We start from the raw sequence: 15,638 nt of genomic DNA on the forward strand, positions 1-15,638 counted from the left end.
ATCGCACCCCGGCTCCCGGCGTCAGCCCGTGGGAGGGCCCGCCGCCCGGGTGGCCAGGGTGGCCAGCAGGGCCAGCGCCTCGGCGGGCCCGTGGACGACCATGTCGGCGGTGGCCACGAGCTCGGGGGGCGACTCCTCGTCGGCCACCGCCAGCCGCACGCCGCGCGTGCCCGTCGCCGCCAGGCGGTCGAGGGCGGCGAAGGCCGCCAGGTCGCCGGCGTCGTCGCCGACGAAGCACGCCGCCGCGCACCCGGCGGCGAGGCGCTCCACCACGACCCCCTTGTCGATGTCGACCGGTGGCCGGAACTCCACGGCCATCCGCCCGGGCTGGAGCCGCAGCCCGGTGCGCTGCGCCCAGTCCCGGGCGAAGGCCCAGGCCCGCTCGCCCGCGGCCGGCGCCTGGCGCCAGTGCACGGTGACCGACGCCCCCTTGTCCTCGATCCCCACCGCCTCCCCGGCGAACTCGGCCCGGGCCGCGTCCGCCACCCGGGCGGCGGCCCCCCGCCACGGCTCGGCCCCGGGGGCGTGGCGGACCTCGCCGTCCTCGAGCCACTCGAGCCCGTAGACGCCGACGAGCCGGACGCCCCGGCCCGCGCCGGCCAGGCGCTCGGCCAGGAAGGCCACCGGCCGGCCCGACACCACGGCCACCACGGCGAAGCGCTCGGCCAGGGCGGCCAGCACGGCGGCGGCCTCGGGAAGGGCGACGGCGGTCGCCGGGTCGGCGACGATCGGCGCCAACGTCCCGTCGAAGTCGGTCAGGACGGCGCTCGCCCCCGGCCGTTCGAGCAGCACCGCCAGCGCCCCCAGCGCGTCGGGGGGGGCGGCGCCGTCGGGCTCGCCTGCTCCCACGGGCGTGCCGCGCCCGTCAGCGGGTCGAGGCGCTCGACGCGGACGAGGTGGAGGCGCCGGGCGCCAGACGGGCGAGGTCGGGCCCGGCGATCACGACCACGGTGGCGCCGGCGGTGCTGGCCACCGGGGCCACGGCGCTCGACGGCTGCACCACGCCGGCGGACAGGCCCAGCGCGCCGACCACGGTGGTGGCGGCCCGCTGCTCACCGGCGGCCGCGTAGACCTGTGTCGCCGACACCCTGGTGGTGGCGTTGGCGGCGGCCAGCGTGCCGAACCCCCGCGTGCGCAGGTAGGTGCCGACCCCCCCGGCCAGCCCGCTGATGCTCGTGCCGTTCGCCACCAGCACGTGGATGGCCGACGCCCCCGGCAGCACCGTCGGCGCCGCCGTCGTGGTGGTGGTCCGGGCCGTGGTGGTGGTGGTGGCACCGGCCGCGGTCGTCGTGGTCCCGCCGGCCGGGCTCGTGGGCGTCGACTCGGACGCGCTGGCCACCTGGATCGGGGGGCGCGTCGCCGACGGCATCAGGACGATGCCCACCACGACGGCCACGGCGACCACGCCGGCGCCGCGGATCCAGTTCGCCGGGGGCGGGGAGTCGTTCTCCGGCGCGGTCATCGCCGTGGGTGCTGGTGCTCGGCCGGGGTCTCGAAGCGGTTGCGCCGTTGGTCGCGCCGGCGACGCTGCAGCCGGCGGACGACGAGGGGCGCATGCTCGAAAGCGCCGGCGGCGTCGACGAGCTCCGACAGGCGCCGGTAGTACCGCGTGGGCGACATGCCGAGCCGTTCGCGGATGGCGGCGGCCTTGGCACCGGGCCGGGTCCACCACGACTCCTCGAAGTCGAGGATCTTGCGGTCCTGGTCGGTCAATGCCATCGCGGGGTCAAGCCTGCCTGCGCACCGCGCGCGAAGCAAGGATCCCCCGCCCTGCACCCCCGTCGGCGCCGGGTCGCCGAGGGCGGGCGGTAGCGTTGCGCGCAGGCCGGTGTGGCGCAGTTGGAAGCGCAGACGACTTGTAATCGTCAGGTCGTGGGTTCGAGTCCCACCACCGGCTCGACACGGCCGCCGGGCCGCCGTCACGGTCACCGTCGTGCCGCCAGGCGCTCGAGCTGCCGGCGCAGGCGTTCGTGGGTGTGCGGCGCCGCCCACTCCCGGGCCACCTCGGCGTCGACCGCGGCGGCGTCGCGTCGCATGCGCTGCAGGGCGGGCCGGCGCAGCTGCTCCTTGGCGAGCCGGTAGGCGGCGGGGGCGATCTCGCCGAGCTCCCCGGCGACGGCGACGGCGCGCTCGAGCAGGGTGTCGGGGGCGTGCACCTCGTGGACCATGCCCACGGCGACGGCGCCCGCGGCGTCGAACAGCGCACCCGTGAACACGACGTCCTCGGTGCGCGGGCCGCACGCGTGGCGCACGACCTCGATGGCCGACGCCGGGAACGGCACACCCACCACGAGCTCGCTCGCCCCGATGCGCGCGCCCTGCGCCATGAGGCGGCGGTCACACGCGCAGGCGACGATGCACCCGCCGGCGACGGCCGCGCCGTTGACGGCGGCCACGGTCGGCTTGGGGAAGGCGAAGAGCGTCTCGAACACCCGCCTGAGCCCGGCGATGAGGTGCTCGGCGTACGCGGCGCCCCCGTCGAGGACGCGCGGCAGGTCGACACCGGCCGAGAAGGCGCGCCCGGCGCCGGTGAGCACGACGGCCCGCACCTCGTCGTCGTTCCCGAGGCTGTCGACGACGGCCTGCAGCTCGTCGAGCAGTTCGACGTCGACGGCGTTCACCTTGCCGCGCGTGACGGTGACCACCGCCACCGCCCCCACGCGCCCCACCTCGACCACCGACCCCACCGCCACCAGGCTCCCCTGCTCGTCCCGCCAGATGATCGCACGACGCGTGGCCCCGGGGCAGCGGTGGGGGTGACCATCGGGCAGGATGGAGGGCCCTGGGGGCCCGAGGACGGGATGTCGTCGATGGGTGCAGGACACGCCGGACGGGGCACGCCGTCGGAACGGCGAACCGCCCGGCCCGGTGCCGGCGCGGCGCCGGCGGGACGGCGACCGGCCCGACGGCGGGGCGTCACCGGCTCGCCCCGCCCGGCCTCGCGGACGCCATCGGCCCGGCAGGCGGGCGGCGCGCCGGGACGCCGAGTGCCGAAGGGGGCGGCGCGCCCGGGGACGCGTCGGGCGCCGGCCCGGACGTCGCCACGGTTCTCGGCATCCACGACGGCCGTCGTCGCCATCGGCGCGGTCGTGCTGGTGGTGGTCGTGCTGGTGATCGTGAAGGTCTCGGGCCCGAGCACCGCGGTGACGTCGCACGACCACGCGCCGGCGGTGACGCCTGCGTCGGCCGCCGTGGTGGCCGCGCTGACGGGCATCCCCGTCTCCGAGATGGACGCCGTCGGCCTCCCGCCGTCGGTGACGGCTCCGACCGTGGACTCGAGCCAACCGCCGCTCGTGCTCCACGGCAAGCCGGGTGCCATCTACATCGGTGGCGAGTTCTGCCCGAACTGCGCTTCGGAGCGGTGGGCGGTGATCGCCGCCTTCGCCAAGTTCGGGTCGTTCAGGGGCCTGAAGGAGACGACGTCGTCACCTTGGGACGGAACGCCGTTCGCGACCTTCTCGTTCACGGGTGCCACGTACTCGAGCACCCTGGTCACCTTCGAGCCGGTGGAGTACGAGGGCAACGACACGAACGGACTCGGGACGCGCAAGGTCATCCACTCGCTCACCACCGTGCAGTCACAGCTGTGGACGGCGTACTCGGACAGATTCTCCGGCGGCCGGGAAGGATTCCCCTTCGTCGATATCGGCAACCGCGCCTTGGTCATCGGGCGCAGCTACGACCCCTCCGTGCTGACCGGCCTCAGCCAGAAGGAGATCGCCGCCCGGCTGTCGCACCCGTCCGACCCGGTGACCCAGGGCGTCGTCGGCGCCACCACCTACCTGACGGCGGCGATCTGCTCGATGACCGGCAGGCAGCCCGCAGCGGTGTGCTCGGCCACGGCCGTCACCGCGGCGGCACAGGCCATGGGCCTGCACTGACCATGCCCCACCGGCGACGGCCGCACCGTGCGGAGGTCGTCGTGTCGTCCCGGCCATCGTCGCGGCCCTCGTCCCGGCCATCGTCGTGGCCATCGTCGTGGCCATCGTCGTGGCCCTCGTCGTGGCCCTCGTCGTTCACGCGCCCGTCACCGTTCGGACCCCCGGCGTTCACGGAGGCTGCGTACTGTGCAACGACGGCTGCACGACGGAAGGAGACCACGATGACGGTCATGCGCACCACGTTCCGGAGAGTCGGGCTCTCGATCGCCATCACCCGCTGGGCGTTGCGGCCGAAGCGCCCACTGTGACGGGGCCGCCCGCACAGCAGCGCATCCGCCGGAGCGGTCGATCGGTGCTCCCCGCACCCACCGTCGGCCTCTTCGGCGCGTCCGGGCCCTGGTGGCGCGTCGGAGGTGCCCGGCCGGCGTGGGCCTGCGCCGTCCAGCCGGAGCGGATCCGGCGTCGGGTGCCGGGGGTCAGGCGTGGCCGTGAAGCGCGGCGATCACGAGCTCAGGCTTCCGCGACGGCCGTCGGGGTCGGGGGCCGATCTCCACCCCGTCGGCGCGCCAGCTCGAAGCACGCCACCGCGCCGGCGGCCGCGACGTTGAGCGCACCCAGGGAACCGAACTGCGGGATGGCGGTGAGCACCGAGCAGCGGCGACGGGTGAGCGCCGCCAGGCCGCGACCCTCCGCCCCCATGACGAGGGCCACCGGCCCCTCGGCTTCGGCGCCGAGCTCGAACAACGACCGCGGGGCCTCGGCGTCGAGCCCGATGCTCACGACGCCGAGCTCGTCCAGACGGCGCAGGGCGGTGGGGATCCCGGGGACCACGGCGATCGCCAGGTGCTCGATGGCGCCGGCCGCCACCTTGGCCACCGTGGGCGTCACGTGCGCGGCACGATGCCGCGGCACCACGACCCCGGTGACGCCGGCACACTCGGCCGAGCGCAGCAACGAGCCGAGATTGTGGGGATCGGTCACGCCGTCGAGCACCAGCAGGAACGGTGCGACCCCCCGCCGGGCCCGGCACAACGCATCGAGGTCGGCCTCCTCGAGCGGCTGGGCCCGGGCCAGCACACCCTGCGGCGTGTCGGTCCGTGCCGCCATGTCGAGCCTGCCGCGGGGGACGAGGACGATGCGGGCGCGCCGGCGCGAGGCGAGCCGCTCGATGTCGTCGATCTGCGGCGACGGGTCCTGGCCCTCTGCGATCCACACCTCACGCACCGGGCGGCGACCCGCGGCGAGCAGCTCACGCACGGCCTGACGGCCCTCGACCTGTTCGCCGCCGAGCGGGTGGCGGTCACCACGCCCCTCGCGCCCGTCGCGTCGGCCACCCGCGTCGCGTCCGATGCGTCTGTCACCGCCGTCGGCCGCTCGTCGTCCGCGCTCGCCGCGGCCGTCGCCGCGCCCTCGAAGCGTGTCGTCGCGCCGGCCGCGCACCGCCGAGCCACGCCCGGCGTCATCACGACGCGGCGCGCTGCCACGCGTGGCGTGCGGGCCTGATCCTCCGAGCGCGCCCGGCCCGCCGCGGGCCCCGGTCCCGCCGCCGCGTGCCCCGGTCCCGCCGCGGCCTGCTGCACCGGTGCGCCCTCCCGCCCCGGCCCTCCCTCCGGCGCCGCCCTGTCCCCCGGTCCCGGCCCGTCCTCGCCCTGCGGTCCCGGCCCGTCCTGCGGTCGCGCCCCGTCCCCCGGCCCCGCTGCGCCCGGAGGAAGCGGCCTGTCCACGGGGCCGGCGCGGGGGTGGACTGCTCATGCCCCACCGGCAAGGAGCACGACGGCCAGGCAGGCGATGCCCTCCACCCGGCCCAAGGCGCCGAGGCCCTCGGCACGCTTGGCCTTTACGCTCACCGGTGCATCCAGCCGCGCTCCGAGGCAGGTGGCCATGCCGTCGGTGTGCTCCGCCAGCCGGGGGCGCTCGCACACCACCGTGCAGTCGGCGTTGACGAGGTGCCAGCCCTGGTCGTCCACCATCGACGCCACGCGCTCGAGCAGGCCCAGGGAGTCTGCGCCCGCCCACGCCGGGTCGCTCGCCGGGAAGTGCCTCCCCAGGTCCCCGAGCCCCGCGGCGCCGAGGAGCGCCTCGGCGACGGCGTGGGCCACGACATCGGCGTCACTGTGCCCGGCCAGGCCGGCGGCGCCGGGGACGGTGACGCCGCCGAGGACGAGGAGCCGCCCCGGGTCCCCGGAGAAGCGGTGCACGTCGAATCCCTGGCCCACCCGGAAGCCCACCGGCCCGGCCCCTGCCGTCACGGCGCCGCCAGCGCCTGGGCGATCTCGAGATCGGCCGCCGTCGTCACCTTGAGGTTGCGCGGGTCTCCGGGCACGACGCGCACGGTAGCCCCGAGTGCCTCGACCAGCGCGGCGTCGTCGGTGGCGTCGGGGTCGCGGGCGTGCGCCCGGCGCAGGAGGTCGGCCCGGAAGGCCTGGGGCGTCTGCACGGCGACGATCCCGTCGCGCGCCACGGTGGCGACGACGGCGTCGCCCTCCACGCGCTTCAGCGTGTCGGCCACGGCCATCGCCGGCACGGCCGCCTCGGCCCCCCCGGTGACGGCGTCCACCACGGACCGGAACAGCGCCGGCGACGCCAGTGGCCGCGCCCCGTCGTGCACCACGATCACCTCGGCGGAGGCGGGGACGGCGGCGAGCCCGGCTCGCACCGATGCCGCCCGCGTGTCACCACCGGGGACGACCACGTCGGCGCCGTACGAACCGTCGCCGGCCGAGCCCGGCTCCGGCGGGGTGTCGGGGATGACGAGGACGACACCGTCGGCCACGCCGCGCGCCGCGTCCACGGACCACTGCACCATCAACCGGCCGCCGAGCCGCGCGAACTGCTTCGGGGCGCCGAACCGGTGACCACTGCCGGCCGCGACCACGATCGCCCACACCGACACGGGCTCACCCCCCGTCCGGCGACGGCGCGCCGCCCGGGCGGAGCGGGCCCATGGGGCTCAGGGCAGCGCCTCGTCGAGGCGCTTCTCGGCGGCTTCCTCGTCGACGTCGAGCGCGAAGGTCAGCTCCGACACGAGGATCTGGCGCGCCCGGCTCAGCATGCGCTTCTCGCCGGCGGACAACCCCTTGTCCTTGTCGCGGATGGACAGGTTCCGCACGACCTCGGCCACCTGGTAGATATCGCCGGAGCGGAGCTTCTCGGAGTGGTTCTTGTAGCGGCGGGACCAGTTGGTCGGCATCCGGGCCTCCTTCTTGCGAAGGACGGCGAAGACCTCCTCGACCTCTTCGTCGTTGATGACCTCGCGCAGGCCGACCCCTTCGGTGTTGTCGGCGGGGACCATGAGGGTGAGGTCGCCGTAGGCGAGACGGAGAACCAGGTACTCCTTCTTCTCGCCGAAGGCCTCCTTGACCTCGCGCCGCTCCACGATCGCCGCCCCGTGATGGGGGTAGACCACCTTGTCACCGATGTCGAACACGGACCTCTCCCGGGGGGACGGCGCGCCGGCCACTCGCTCACGGCGGGGACGGACGGGACATTCTACCTGAGCGGCCCCGCCCGGCCCCCGAGCGGCGCCACGGTCAGCTGTAGCGGTCCAGGATGCTCACCTCGGCCAGGCGGGCCAGGCCGTCCTTGACCGAGCGGGCCCGGGCCTCACCCACACCCCCGACCTGCTCGAGGTCGCCGACCGACGCCCGCATGATCCGCTGCAGCCCGGCGAAGTGCTCGACGATCCGGTCGGCGAGCACGTCGGGGAACCGTGGCAGGCGGTGCAGGAGCCGGAAGCCGCGCGGCTCCAGGGCGCCGTCGGGATCGGCGTGGGCCGCCGCCAGCCCGAGGACCGACGACACCCGCCGGACGTCGAGCAGCTCGTCGGTCGACAGGCGGGCGAGTGCCGTGAGCGCGTGGTCGGGCTCGTCGTCGGGCGTGCCCCGGGCCCCCACCCCGTCGACGCGCGCCGTTCCGTCGACGCGCGCCGCCCCGTCGCCACGTGCCGCCCCGTCGACGCGCGCTGCCCCGTCGACGCGCGCTGCCCCGTCGCCACGCGCGGCGCGACGGCCTGCACCGGCCGGCTCGCGCCCGTCGACGCGCACCGACCGCCCGGCCTCGGCGCCGGCGCCGGCGCGCTGGTAGTCGCGCACCACCAGACGGCGGACGGGCTCGACGCCCTCGACCACCTCTTCGAGCTGGAGCCGCAGCAGGCGGCCGTTCTCGCCCAGCTCGACGAGATCGGCCTTCACCTCCTCGCCGATGCGGCACACGAGCTCGGCGGGCTGGAGCACCGCCACGACGTCGCGCACGGTGACGGTGTCGGCGACCTCGAGGGCGGACAGCGCGGTGACGGCGAGGTCGAAGCGCTGCCGGAACCGCTGCAGCGTCTGCAGGGCCTGGCTCACCCGCTCGTGCAGGCGGCGTTCGGGCTGCAGCACGTGCCGGACGTCGTGCCGGTAGATCGTGACGAGGCCCATGGCGGCCGACACCGACACCACGGGCACGTCGACGGAACGGGCGACGCGCTCGGCCGTCCGGTGCCGGGTGCCGGTCTCGATGGTGGGTATCGACGCGTTGGGCATGAGGTGGACGTTGGCGCGGGCGATCCGTCCGGCATCCGAGGACACGATGATGGCCCCGTCCATCTTGGCCAGCTCCGCCAGGCGCTGCGGGCTGAACTCGGCGTCGAGGAGGAACCCGCCGGTGCAGATCGACAGCACCTCGTGGCCGTCGCCCACGACGATGAGCGCTCCCCGATCGGCCTGCAGGACGCGCTCGATCCCGTCACGTAGCGGCTGGCCGGGCGCCACGAGCGCCAGGGCGTCGGCCATGGCCGAGCTGGGTCGCAGCTCCACCCCCGCATGGTACCCGCCGCCCCGCCCCGAAATCCCCGCAGCCCGGGCGCGCACGGCGATGCGCGACGGTGCGGCGGCGCGCACCGGCTGATCCCGGCGGGCCCTGGACGTCGGAGGCGACGCACCGTGACCGACCGCATCCCACGCGCGGGAGCGACGCCTCGGCGGCGCTCGGCGTCGGCGCTCGGCGTCGGCGGCCGGCCACGGGCCGCGACCCAATTGTGGGCGGGCCAATTGTGGGCGGGCCAATTGTGGGCGGGCGCGGCGGGGACGGGCGGGCAAGCCCGACGGCGCGACGCCCGTGGCCCGTCTCCGGCCCGCTACGACCCGGTCGCCAGGGCGACGGCCTCCGCCAACGAGCGGGCGTGGAGCACCTCCATGCCCCGGGGGCCGTCGGGGCACGACTCGGGGACGAGGGCGTGACGGAACCCCACCCGGGCCGCCTCGGCCAGCCGGCGCGGCGCGTGGGGCACCTGGCGGATCTCCCCGCCCAGACCGACCTCGCCGAAGACGACCAGGTCGGGAGGCAACGGCCGGTCCACGACGGCGGAGGCGACGGCCAGGGCCAGGGCCAGGTCGGCGGCGGGCTCGGCCACCCGGATGCCGCCCACGGCGGAGGCGAAGACGTCGGTGCGCGCCAACGACACCCCGGCACGCTGCTCGAGGACCGCCAGCAACAGGGCGAGGCGTCCACCGTCGACACCCTGGGCCGAGCGCCTGCTCGGCGTCTCCGCCGCGGTGCGCGCCGTCAGGGCTTGGAGCTCCACCAGCAGGGCGCGCTGGCCCTGCATGGCGGGGAGCACCGTGCTGCCCGGCGCGCCGGGGCGGCGGTCCCCGAGCAGCAGGCGGTAGGGGTCGGTCACCGCCGCCAGGCCGGTGTCGTTCATCTCGAAGAGCCCGAGCTCACCGGTGGGCCCGAAGCGGTGCTTGGCGGCCCGCACCGTCCGCAGGGCGTGATGCCGGTCGCCCTCCACGCTCAGGACGGTGTCGACCAGGTGCTCCAGCGTGCGCGGCCCCGCCAGGGTGCCGTCCTTGGTGACGTGGCCCACCAGCACGAACGGGACGCGATGGAGCTTGGCCAGGTGCACGACCATGTCGGTGCACGCCCGCACCTGCCCGAGGCTCCCCGGCGCCCCCGGCGTCCCGGGGTCGGTGACGGCCTGGACCGAGTCCACGACGACGAGCACCGGCGCGGTGTCGCGCAGGGCCCCGGGAACGGTGGACAGGTCGGTCGTGGCGAGCAGCATGAGCCCCGGGGGCAGCGGCCCCAGGCGCTCGGCGCGCAGGCGGACCTGCTGGGCGGACTCCTCGGCCGACACCAGCAGCACCCGCGCCCCGGTGGACGCCATCGACGACAAGACCTGGAGCAGGAGCGTCGACTTGCCGACCCCGGGCTCGCCGCCGAGCAGTGTCACCGAGCCCGGGACGAGGCCGCCGCCGAGCACCCGGTCGAGCTCGCCCAGGCCGGTCGGGACGGGCCCCGACTGCGTGGGGTCGACCTCGCCGAGAGGGGTGGGGTGCACGGCCGGCTCCGCCCACCGCCCCTCGGCGTCCGTGGCCGGCCAGCGGTCGGGTCGGGCGCGTGGCGGCACCGCCACCGTCTCGGCGACGACTTCCTCGACGAGGCTGTTCCACTCGCCGCACGACGCACAGCGCCCCGCCCAGCGAGCGGTGGCCTCGCCGCACGAGGTACACCGGTGCACCGTCCGCGGCCGTCCCACACGGGGAGGCTACGGGTCGGGTGTGTCGGCCGGCCGGGACCGCCGTCAGGGTGCGGTCAGGAGTCGGCGCCGGCGCCGGCCAGCTCGACCGGCGGCGGCTGCAACCCCGCGACCGTGCGGAAGACGAACGCACCGTCCTCGACGTCGACGACGATGGTCTCGCCGACACGGAATTCCTTCCACAGGATCCGCTCCGACAGGGCGTCCTCCACGAACTGCTGGATGGCCCGGCGCAGCGGGCGCGCCCCCAGCGTGGGGTCGTAGCCCTTGTCCGCCAGCAGCTCCTTGGCCGACGGCGTGAGCTCGAGGCCGAGGCCCTGGGACTCCAGCTGATCCGCCACGCGGCGGATCATCAGGTCGACGATCTCGACGACCTCTTCCTTCGACAGCTCGTGGAAGACGATGACCTCGTCGATGCGGTTGAGGAACTCGGGCCGGAAGTGCTGCTTCAGCGCCTCGTGGACCTTCGACTTCATCCGCTCGTAGGAGACGGCCTCCGACGTCTTGGCGAACCCGACCGACGACTTGCGCAGGTCGGCGGTGCCCAGGTTGGAGGTCATGATCAGGACGGTGTTCTTGAAGTCCACCGACCGACCCTGCGCGTCGGTGAGCCGCCCGTCCTCGAGGATCTGGAGCAGGGCGTTGAACACGTCGGGGTGCGCCTTCTCCACCTCGTCGAAGAGCACGACGGAGAACGGCTTGCGCCGCACCGCCTCGGTGAGCTGGCCGCCCTCCTCGTACCCGACGTAGCCGGGGGGAGAGCCGACGAGCCGCGACACGGTGTGCTTCTCCATGTACTCGCTCATGTCCAGCTGGATCAGGGCGTCCTCGTCGTCGAAGAGGAACTCGGCGAGCGCCTTGGCGAGCTCGGTCTTCCCCACGCCCGTGGGGCCCAGGAAGATGAACGAGCCGCTGGGCCGCTTGGGGTCCTTGAGGCCGGCGCGCGTGCGACGGATCGCCCGGGAGAGCGCCTTGATGGCCTCCTCCTGGCCGACGACCCGCTTGTGCAGCTCGTCCTCCATCCGCAGCAGCTTGGAGGTCTCCTCCTCGGTCAGGCGGTAGACGGGGATACCCGTCCAGTTGGCCAGGACCTCGGCGATGACCTCCTCGTCGACGACGTCGAAGAGCTCGAGGCCCTCGGCGCGCCACTCCGCCTCCATGGCCGTCTTGCGGTCGAGGCGCTCCTTCTCCTGCTCGGCGAACTTCTTGGCCTGGTCGAAGGCCTGCCGCTCGATCGCCGACTCCTTGTCGTGGCGGATGCGGTCGATCTCCTCCTCGAGCTTCTTGTAGTCGGGAGGCGTGGTCATGCGCCGGATGCGCAGGCGGCTGCCGGCCTCGTCGATGAGGTCGATGGCCTTGTCGGGCAGGTAGCGGTCGGCCAGGTAGCGGTCGGCCAGGTTGGCCGCCGCCACCAGGGCCTGGTCGGTGATGGTGACCGAGTGGTGGGACTCGTAGCGGTCGCGCAGGCCCTTCAGGATCTCGATGGTGTGCGCCACCGTGGGCTGCTCGACCTTGATGGGCTGGAAGCGGCGCTCGAGGGCGGCGTCCTTTTCGAGGTGCTTGCGGTACTCGTCGAGGGTCGTGGCCCCGATGGTCTGCAGCTCGCCGCGGGCCAGCATGGGCTTGAGGATCGAGGCGGCGTCGATGGCGCCCTCGGCCGCACCGGCACCCACCAGGGTGTGCAGCTCGTCGATGAACAGCACGATGTCGCCGCGGGTGCGGATCTCCTTCAACACCTTCTTCAGGCGCTCCTCGAAGTCGCCGCGGTAGCGGCTGCCCGCCACCAGCGCGCCGAGGTCGAGCGTGTAGAGCTGCTTGCCCTTGAGCGTCTCGGGGACGTCGTTGGCCACGATGCGCTGGGCCAGGCCCTCGACGATGGCGGTCTTGCCCACGCCCGGCTCGCCGATCAGCACGGGGTTGTTCTTGGTGCGGCGCGACAGCACCTGCATGACGCGCTCGATCTCCTTCTCGCGGCCGATGACCGGGTCGAGCTTGCCGTCACGCGCCAGCTGCGTCAGGTTGCGCCCGAACTGGTCGAGCACCGGGGAGCCCGAGGGCGTCTCCGACGAGGACGACCCGGGGCCGGCCCCGACGGACTCCTTGCCCTGGTATCCCGACAGGAGCTGGATGACCTGCTGGCGCACGCGCGCCAGGTCGGCGCCCAGGCTGACGAGGACCTGGGCGGCCACGCCCTCGCCCTCGCGCACCAGGCCGAGGAGCATGTGCTCGGTGCCGATGTAGTTGTGGCCGAGCTGCAGCGCCTCGCGCAGCGACAGCTCGAGGACCTTCTTCGCCCGGGGGGTGAAGGGCGGGGACCCCGTGGGGGCGGTGCCCGACAGGCCGATGGTCTCCTCGACCTTCTCGCGCACGGCCTCGAGCGAGATGCCGAGCTGCTCGAGCGCCTTGGCCGCGACGCCCTCGCCCTCGTGGATGAGCCCCAGGAGGATGTGCTCGGTGCCGATGAAGCTGTGGTTGAGCAGGCGCGCCTCCTCCTGCGCCAACACAAGCACCCTTCGTGCACGATCAGTGAAGCGTTCGAACACCAGACCGCCTCCCTCGACGGCTCGAATCCTGAGCAGAGTCTACCGGGCGTGCTCCAGGAACAGACACCACGACGCCCCGTTTCCTGTGAGCACGAGGACCCGTTCCCGTCCCCGGTTCCATCGGCACCTCGGCCCCGAACCCTGACCAGGACCACAGACGGTAGTCAGGCCCCTCCCCCCGCCGCGCACCCCGCCACCAGGCCTCGTTGTCCCACATCGGGATCCTTCGCCTATCGTTCCCCTCTGGTGGACACCGCCCCCCTGCTGTCGCTCCCCTTCCTCCAAGACGACCTCGCACGGCTCGAGCCCGAGCTCCGGACGGCCGTCGGCTCGGGCGACCCGTTCCTGGACGAGGTGACCACGCACCTGATCGCCGCGGGGGGAAAGCGCCTGCGCCCCAGCCTCGCCCTGGCGGCCGCCACCCTCGGCCGGCACCCGGCGACCGCCGACGACCTGCAGGGGGCCGTCGCCGTCGAGCTCGTGCACCTGGCCTCGCTCTACCACGACGACGTCATGGACGAGGCGCTGGTCCGGCGGAACGTCGAGAGCGTCAACGCCCGTTTCGGCAACCTCGTCGCCATCGTGGCCGGCGACTTCCTCCTGGCCCGGTCGGCCGAGATCGCCGCCTCGCTCGGCACCGAGATCGCCGGGCTGCTCGCCAACACGCTGGGCCTGCTGTGCCAGGGCCAGGTCACCGAGGTGCGCGCCGCCTACAGCACCGAGCGCACGGAGGCGGACTACCTGACGACCATCGAGGGGAAGACCGCCGCGCTCATGGCCACGTCGTGCCGCATCGGCGCCCTCACCGGGGGCCTGGCGCGGCCCGAGGTGGAGGTGCTCACGAGCTTCGGCCGCTGCTTCGGGGTGCTGTTCCAGCTGCGCGACGACATCCTCGACGTCGTCGCCAACGACGAGGAGCTGGGCAAGCCCGCCGGCCAGGACCTGGCCGAGGGCATCTACACGCTGCCCGTGCTGCTGGCCCTGCGCGACCCGGCCACCGGGCCCGAGCTCCGGCCCCTGCTGGGTCAGCCGCTCGACCAGCCCGAGCGGGACAAGGCCCGCGCCATCGTGGCGGGCTCGCGTGCCATCGCCGACACCATCGCCACCGGCCGCCGCTACGTCGACGAGGCGCTCCAGGCGGCCGGGGCCGTCGGCGAGCAGGCGCTCGGCCACGCGCTGGGCGAGCTGGCCCGCTCCCTGCTCGAAGGCCTGCCCGTCTCCAAGTAGGCCCGGCGGCGTCGGCCGCCCGCGACCCGCGGACCGTGGGCCGCCGTGATCACGGTGGTCAGCGCTCGGGGCGCAGGGTGGGGAAGGCGATGACCTCCCGGATGTTGGCCACGTCGGCCAGCAGCATCACGAGGCGGTCGATCCCGATGCCGAGCCCCGCCGTGGGGGGAAGGCCGTGCTCGAGGGCGCGCAGGTAGTCCTCGTCGACGACCATGGCCTCCTCGTCCCCGGCGGCGTGGGCCACGGCCTGGGCCTCGAACCGGGCGCGCTGGTCGTCGGGGTCGACGAGCTCGGAGAAGGCGTTCACCAGCTCGCGGCCGGCGACGATGCCCTCGAAGCGCTCGACGAGGTCGGGGTCCGACCGGTGGCGCCGTGCCAGCGGCGACACCTCGGCGGGGAAGTCCATGACGAAGACGGGGCCCCACAGATCGGGCTCGGTCGTCTTCTCGTACAGCTCCAGCAGCAGCTTGCCCGCGCCCCACGACGGGTCGGGGTCCACCCCGGCGGCGGCCACGCGGCGGCGCAGCTCCCCGACCGGCGTGTGCACGTCGACGGCCTCGCCGGTGGCCTCGCGCACGAGCTCGGCCATGGTGGCCCGGCGCCACGGCGGCGTGAGGTCGAGCTCGCGGCCCTGGTACGTCAGGCGCGCCGTGCCGCACAGCTCGGTCGCCAGGCCCGACACCAGATCCTCGACCAGCACGGCGAGGTCCCCGTAGTCGGCGTACGCCTGGTAGAGCTCGAGCATCGTGAATTCCGGGTTGTGGCGCGGGGAGAGCCCCTCGTTGCGGAACACCCGGGCGATCTCGAACACCTTCTCGAAGCCGCCCACGACGAGGCGCTTCAGGTACAGCTCGGGGGCGATGCGCAGGAACAGGTCGGTGCCGAGCGCGTTGTGGTGCGTGACGAAGGGCTTGGCCAGCGCCCCACCGGGGATGCCGTGGAGCACCGGCGTCTCGACCTCGACGAACCCCGTGGCCTCGAGGCGCCGGCGCACGGAGCTGATCAACGCGCTCCGCAGGGACAGGACCTCGCGGGTGCGCTCGTTGGCCCACAGGTCCACCTCGCGCTGGCGGAACCGGGTCTCGACGTCGGACACGCCCTTCCACTTGTCGCCGAAGCTGCGCCGGGCCTCGGCCAGCAGCACCCAGCGATGGACCTGCACCGACAATTCCCCTTTGCGGGTGCGCACCACGCGCCCGGTCGCCCCCACCCAGTCCCCGAGCGACAGCTTGGAGAAGCGGTCGAAGTCCGCGGTGACCTTCTCGAGGGCGAACAGCTGCACCTGCCCCGACGAGTCGCGCAGGGTGGCGAAGGCCAGGCGTCCCTGGGGCCGGACGAGCATGACCCGCCCCGCCACGGCGACCTCGTCCTCGGTCTCCTCCCCCGCGCCGAGCGACTCGTAGCGCGCCTGGAGCCCGGCGGCGTCGGCCGTGCGATGGAACGAGTACGGGACGTCGGCCACGGGGCCGC

14 protein-coding genes and 1 tRNA gene are annotated in these 15,638 nt (G+C 74.5%); 3 read left to right on the top strand and 12 right to left on the bottom strand.

Annotated elements, in window-relative coordinates:
• Positions 1–21: 21 nt before the first annotated feature.
• The 3 genes from otsB to VMV22_11170 are packed head-to-tail and all read right to left on the bottom strand — an operon-like array spanning position 22 to position 1,719.
• On the bottom strand, positions 22–849 hold the full coding sequence (gene otsB / locus VMV22_11160) for a trehalose-phosphatase (protein HUY22882.1): 828 nt from the start codon (positions 847–849) through the stop codon (positions 22–24).
• Between the two features lie 16 nt (positions 850–865).
• Positions 866–1,462 (bottom strand): LytR C-terminal domain-containing protein, encoded by a 597-nt coding sequence (locus VMV22_11165; GenBank protein HUY22883.1) that lies wholly within the window; start codon positions 1,460–1,462, stop codon positions 866–868.
• Positions 1,459–1,719, bottom strand: coding sequence for a DUF3263 domain-containing protein (locus tag VMV22_11170; GenBank protein HUY22884.1), 261 nt, complete (start codon positions 1,717–1,719; stop codon positions 1,459–1,461). Before VMV22_11170 ends, VMV22_11165 begins: the two co-directional genes overlap by 4 nt.
• 105 nt (positions 1,720–1,824) lie before the next feature.
• Here VMV22_11170 and VMV22_11175 point away from each other — a divergent pair.
• Positions 1,825–1,897, top strand: a tRNA-Thr gene (locus VMV22_11175).
• Positions 1,898–1,925: 28 nt separating this feature from the next.
• On the opposite strand, the gene VMV22_11180 is transcribed toward VMV22_11175, so the two are convergent.
• Positions 1,926–2,693: an enoyl-CoA hydratase/isomerase family protein gene (locus tag VMV22_11180; protein ID HUY22885.1), complete on the bottom strand. Its 768-nt coding sequence runs from the start codon at positions 2,691–2,693 to the stop codon at positions 1,926–1,928.
• A gap of 294 nt (positions 2,694–2,987) precedes the next feature.
• Here VMV22_11180 and VMV22_11185 point away from each other — a divergent pair, with 294 nt between their 5' ends.
• A complete protein-coding gene (locus tag VMV22_11185; protein ID HUY22886.1) occupies positions 2,988–3,881 on the top strand; it encodes a DUF929 family protein in 894 nt (297 codons plus the stop codon).
• Between the two features lie 510 nt (positions 3,882–4,391).
• On the opposite strand, the gene rlmB is transcribed toward VMV22_11185, so the two are convergent.
• From rlmB to VMV22_11220, 7 genes are all read right to left on the bottom strand, one after another.
• Positions 4,392–5,633 (bottom strand): 23S rRNA (guanosine(2251)-2'-O)-methyltransferase RlmB, encoded by a 1,242-nt coding sequence (gene rlmB / locus VMV22_11190; GenBank protein HUY22887.1) that lies wholly within the window; start codon positions 5,631–5,633, stop codon positions 4,392–4,394.
• Entirely contained in the window at positions 5,630–6,109 is a 480-nt protein-coding gene (gene ispF / locus VMV22_11195) for a 2-C-methyl-D-erythritol 2,4-cyclodiphosphate synthase (GenBank protein ID HUY22888.1), read from the bottom strand. The genes rlmB and ispF overlap by 4 nt, the downstream gene beginning before the upstream one ends.
• A 17-nt stretch (positions 6,110–6,126) precedes the next feature.
• Positions 6,127–6,774 carry a 2-C-methyl-D-erythritol 4-phosphate cytidylyltransferase gene (gene ispD, locus VMV22_11200; protein ID HUY22889.1) on the bottom strand — a complete coding sequence of 216 codons (648 nt, stop codon included), beginning with the start codon at positions 6,772–6,774 and terminating at the stop codon, positions 6,127–6,129.
• A gap of 57 nt (positions 6,775–6,831) precedes the next feature.
• A complete protein-coding gene (locus VMV22_11205) occupies positions 6,832–7,308 on the bottom strand; it encodes a CarD family transcriptional regulator (protein HUY22890.1) in 477 nt (158 codons plus the stop codon).
• A gap of 103 nt (positions 7,309–7,411) precedes the next feature.
• Positions 7,412–8,677 (bottom strand): DNA integrity scanning diadenylate cyclase DisA, encoded by a 1,266-nt coding sequence (gene disA, locus VMV22_11210; protein HUY22891.1) that lies wholly within the window; start codon positions 8,675–8,677, stop codon positions 7,412–7,414.
• Positions 8,678–8,997: 320 nt separating this feature from the next.
• A complete protein-coding gene (gene radA / locus VMV22_11215) occupies positions 8,998–10,398 on the bottom strand; it encodes a DNA repair protein RadA (protein HUY22892.1) in 1,401 nt (466 codons plus the stop codon).
• Between the two features lie 56 nt (positions 10,399–10,454).
• Positions 10,455–12,902 carry an ATP-dependent Clp protease ATP-binding subunit gene (locus VMV22_11220; GenBank protein HUY22893.1) on the bottom strand — a complete coding sequence of 816 codons (2,448 nt, stop codon included), beginning with the start codon at positions 12,900–12,902 and terminating at the stop codon, positions 10,455–10,457.
• A gap of 285 nt (positions 12,903–13,187) precedes the next feature.
• Here VMV22_11220 and VMV22_11225 point away from each other — a divergent pair, with 285 nt between their 5' ends.
• Positions 13,188–14,168: a polyprenyl synthetase family protein gene (locus VMV22_11225; GenBank protein HUY22894.1), complete on the top strand. Its 981-nt coding sequence runs from the start codon at positions 13,188–13,190 to the stop codon at positions 14,166–14,168.
• A 58-nt stretch (positions 14,169–14,226) separates the two neighbouring features.
• Here VMV22_11225 and lysS read toward each other — a convergent pair whose 3' ends face one another.
• On the bottom strand, positions 14,227–15,630 hold the full coding sequence (gene lysS / locus VMV22_11230; GenBank protein ID HUY22895.1) for a lysine--tRNA ligase: 1,404 nt from the start codon (positions 15,628–15,630) through the stop codon (positions 14,227–14,229).
• Positions 15,631–15,638 lie beyond the last annotated feature (8 nt).

The organism is Acidimicrobiales bacterium, assembly GCA_035531755.1.
Classification (GTDB): Bacteria; Actinomycetota; Acidimicrobiia; order Acidimicrobiales; family UBA8190; genus DATKSK01.

What these genes read in the sequence shown, in the direction of transcription:
- VMV22_11165 (HUY22883.1), bottom strand. Translation starts at nt 1,462, where the DNA reads ATGACCGCGCCGGAGAACGACTCCCCGCCCCCGGCGAACTGGATCCGC.
- VMV22_11170 (HUY22884.1), bottom strand. Translation starts at nt 1,719, where the DNA reads ATGGCATTGACCGACCAGGACCGCAAGATCCTCGACTTCGAGGAGTCG.
- rlmB (HUY22887.1), bottom strand. Translation starts at nt 5,633, where the DNA reads ATGAGCAGTCCACCCCCGCGCCGGCCCCGTGGACAGGCCGCTTCCTCC.